The organism is Pseudoalteromonas sp. TAE79, from assembly GCF_000498015.1.
GTDB lineage: Bacteria > Pseudomonadota > Gammaproteobacteria > Enterobacterales > Alteromonadaceae > Pseudoalteromonas.
Genome location: NZ_AUTL01000199.1, coordinates 1 through 3,571 on the forward strand (window position 1 = coordinate 1; position 3,571 = coordinate 3,571).

At 39.9% G+C, this 3,571-nt stretch carries 2 protein-coding genes; one reads left to right on the forward strand and one right to left on the reverse strand.

Annotated elements, in window-relative coordinates; all coding sequences use genetic code 11:
- The coding region (locus tag L655_RS0114970; protein ID WP_024603875.1) for an IS5 family transposase at positions 1-587 on the forward strand (587 nt) is incomplete at its 5' end.
- 359 nt (positions 588-946) lie between these two features.
- On the opposite strand, the gene L655_RS0114975 is transcribed toward L655_RS0114970, so the two are convergent.
- A complete protein-coding gene (locus L655_RS0114975) occupies positions 947-3,202 on the reverse strand; it encodes an acyl-CoA dehydrogenase (protein WP_024605458.1) in 2,256 nt (751 codons plus the stop codon).
- Positions 3,203-3,571: the final 369 nt, after the last annotated feature.

Consider the following 3,571-nt stretch of genomic DNA (forward strand, 5'->3'; position numbering starts at 1 on the left):
CTATCTACAGACGGTTTAATTTATGGTCCAAAAAAGGGATTTTGAATGAACTGTTTCGCGCATTATCTCGTGATGCGGACATGGATTGGGTCTTCATTGATGGCAGTATTGTCAGGGCTCATCAACATAGTTGCGGTGCAAGAACTGCTGACAATGAATCAATTGGAAAGAGCCGAGGTGGAAATTCTACGAAAATTCATCTTGCAGTCGATAGCGGAGGGTTGCCTGTTTATTATGAATTATCCTGTGGAAATACGCATGATATCGTCCATGCAGAGTCACTCGTAGCTAATTGCCCAACAAGTAATATGGTTGTCGCAGATAAAGGCTACGACAGTGAAAAACTGAGAGCGTTTGTTCGTGATAATAACGCTACACCCGTTATTCCACGTAAGGGCAACAGTTTAGTAGGCAATGAAGATATTGACTGGTGCATGTACAAATATCGGCACTTGGTTGAGAATGCATTTGGCCGTATTAAGCAATATAGAGGGATAGCCACGCGGTATGAAAAGCTTGAACGAAATTATCATTCAATGCTCGCTTTAGCATTTACTATGATGTGGCTACCAATGTGGGCTGATTGATATATGTACTACAAAGATCAACAGCCCCTAGTTAATTTTATATCAACTAACTTTATTAATGGGCTACTTTGAGGTAAGACAGCTTTGTGGATAACGAGAAAAATATCTCGTTATATTATTGTCTTCGACAATTGATTTTCCTCCAGATCTTATTCAACCATAAATCAGGAAAAGCCACCGTAGTTGATATCAAGAATAATCTCAAAAGTTGAATAAATATTATTGAAAACTGATATTTAAAACACATAAAAAAGCCCCGCTTGTTTTTACACAAGCGGGGCTCCACACTAATTTTTTAATCAAAAATAAAAGCGCCGATACTGCGGGCGCTTTGCATCATTGAATTTAATTACTTTAACTTACTGATTAACTACGCTTTTAAGCGGGTTAATCGGCTGTGCGTTATCGTCTAGTAGGTTCATATCAAAATCGAACTCATCTACACGAATCGCTTTTTCACGTTTGATGTTGTAATCAATTAACTGAACGTGTTCAGCTTGCGTGATTACGTTTGCCGCTAGTGCGTTATCAAGCGTGATGTTAAAGCGTATACCTGGTTTAATTACTTTAGCACGCAGTGCTTTTTTAACTTTAGCCAGCTCGCCAAGTGATGCCATTTTAGCTTTGTAAGCTTGCTCATTAATATGATGACCATCGCCTACTACTGGTTTAACTAAATGCGTAATTTGCGCTTTAAATGCGGTATCTAGCTGAGCTTGCTTAGCTAGTTCGCGGATTAAATCATCGCTAATTTTTGGCATTTTAGTTGAGTAGTTCATTGTAATGAAACGAATAAACTTACGTGTACCACTTGCAGGGAAGTTATCTAAAAACTTATGCAATGCTTCTTCAGCACTTTGTAGTGCAAAACGAGTCGCGTAATGGAAATACGGAGCTGCTTGCTCACGGTCACTACTTGATACTTTTTGCTCGTAGTATTTAATTGATGCCATAGCTGCATATAAGAAGCTCATTACATCGCCTAAACGTGCCGATAGCATTTCTGCTTGTTTTAACTTACCGCCAAGTACAAGTAACGAAAAGTCTGCGTACACTGCAAGTTTTGCAGATAATTTATGTACTGCTTTTTCGTAGTCACGTACTTCTGGTAATTCAGAATTAGCACTTGCTGTAAATGGTAAAACACCTAAGCGGAAAGCACGTAAACTGTTTGCTGTGCTGTAACTAATTGTTTTACGTAAAATACCGTTAAATTCTTTATCTGCACCTTTGTCTTCGCTGTGAATTGACTCAACCATAGATTGTAAATATGGATGACAACGCATAACACCTTGGCCAAATATCATTAGGTTACGAGTAAGAATGTTCGCGCCTTCTACCGTAATGGCAATCGGCTGAGCAACATAACCACTTGCTAATGTATTTTGTGGACCGTTTTGAATCGCTTTACCCGCTTGAATGTCCATTGCTGAATCAAGCACGTCGCGACCAAGCTCTGTCATGTGGTATTTAGCGATTGCAGTTACTACTGATGGTTTTAAGCCCATGCCTAAACCTTCAGTTGTAAGTACCCGCATTGCTTCTTGCAAGTATGTTTTACCTGCAATGTCAGCTAGTTTTTCTTGAATACCTTCAAACTGGCCAATGGCTAAACCAAACTGTTCACGCACTGCTGCGTATTCAGATGCTGATTTAAATGCAACTTGTGCTGTACTAACACCTAGCGCAGGTAATGAAATACCACGGCCAGCACCTAAACAGCTAACCAGCATTTGCCAACCACGGCCGATGTTTTTCTGTCCACCAATAACAAAGTCCATTGGTACAAATACTTTGTTACCACGTGTAGTACCGTTGTAAAAACGAATACCCATTGGGTCGTGACGATTACCAAGCTCTACACCTGGGTGCTCTTTTGGAATAAGTGCACAGGTAATACCTAAGCTTTCTTTGCCACCTAATAAACCATCAGGGTCCATTACTTTAAAGGCTAAACCAAGTACAGTAGCAATAGGTGCAAGCGTTATGTAGCGTTTGTCCCATGTTATCTCAAGGCCAAGTACTTCTTCACCGTTGTACATGCCTTTAGTTACTGTACCAATGTCTGGAATGCCACCTGCATCAGAACCCGCTTCTGGGCTTGTTAATGCAAAACATGGAATGTCTGTACCATTTGCTAGGCGTGGTAAGTAATGCGCTTGTTGTTCTTGCGTACCAAAGTGAAGTAATAACTCACCCGGGCCTAACGAGTTAGGAACCATGACGGTTACCGCTACTGCTGAGCTTTTAGTCGCAATTGTGCCAACAATAGTAGAGTTTGCATAAGGGCTAAACTCTAAACCACCAAACGACTTAGGAATGATAAGCGAGAAAAAACGCTCTTTTTTCAAAAATTCTAAGATGTCATTTGGTAAATGAATGCCGTTTTGAATCACTGAATCGTCAATCATGCCCAATAACTCTTTTACTGGACCGTCTAAGAATGCTTGCTCGTCTGCGCTTAATTTAGCAGCAGGTACGTCGCGAAGTGCACTGAAATCAGGCTTACCTTGGTAGATAGAACCTTCAAGCCATACATCACCCGCGTCTAGCGCTTCTTGTTCTGTGATAGAAATACTTGGTAATACTTTTTTTAGTTTTGTACGTAAACTCATGATTGAACTCATCCGACCAGCTAAATAATACCTACATTACGTCATAAAAAATCGTTTAGATCAATTACTCTATTCAATTAATTAACAGTTTTATCAATTTATTTTCTTTACCTGAACGTAAACTGTTGAAACACAAAGGCTTACAGTTGTACGCTGAAAAAAAGTATTTTAACTAAAATGATGAATAAAACAGCAAAAGCTCTAGGGTCTGTTGATCTTTGCGGATTGAAATTTGTTCAAACTAGGGGCTATTTAATCGCGGCGCGAGGTTTGTAACCTAGTGGGCTAAGTAAAAACCGAGCAACAAAGAGTAAATAGCCCCTAGGAAGAACCCTTTGGGCAGCGCCTGTTTGGCATTAATGCTACGTT